This window comes from Pseudomonas sp. HY2-MNA-CIBAN-0224 (assembly GCF_040310285.1).
GTDB lineage: Bacteria > Pseudomonadota > Gammaproteobacteria > Pseudomonadales > Pseudomonadaceae > Aquipseudomonas > Aquipseudomonas helleri.
Genome location: NZ_JBEOPQ010000702.1, coordinates 1 through 256 on the forward strand (window position 1 = coordinate 1; position 256 = coordinate 256).

A 256-nucleotide genomic window follows, 5' to 3' on the forward strand; every position below is an offset into this window, starting at 1 on the left:
TGATTGAGTACACCGAAAAAATGCTTCGTGCTCATGGTGATGATCATGATGAGATCAAACCATTGGCGCAATGTGTACGCGAGTTAATTGACGAATTAATGCCCCACTTGATGAAAGAAGAACAGATCCTGTTTCCAGCGATTAAATCCCTCAGCTTAGGTCAGCCTGTCAATGTCTGTTTTGGCCATATTGGCAACCCGATTAACATTATGTTGCACGAGCATGATAATGCCGACCTCATGCTTCATACTATTCC

The 256-nt window shown here is 43.0% G+C and carries 1 protein-coding gene; it reads left to right on the forward strand.

The features are described 5' to 3' along the window. On the forward strand, window positions 1-256 hold a 256-nt coding region (locus tag AAEZ03_RS28130; RefSeq protein ID WP_350583234.1), incomplete at both ends, for a hemerythrin domain-containing protein.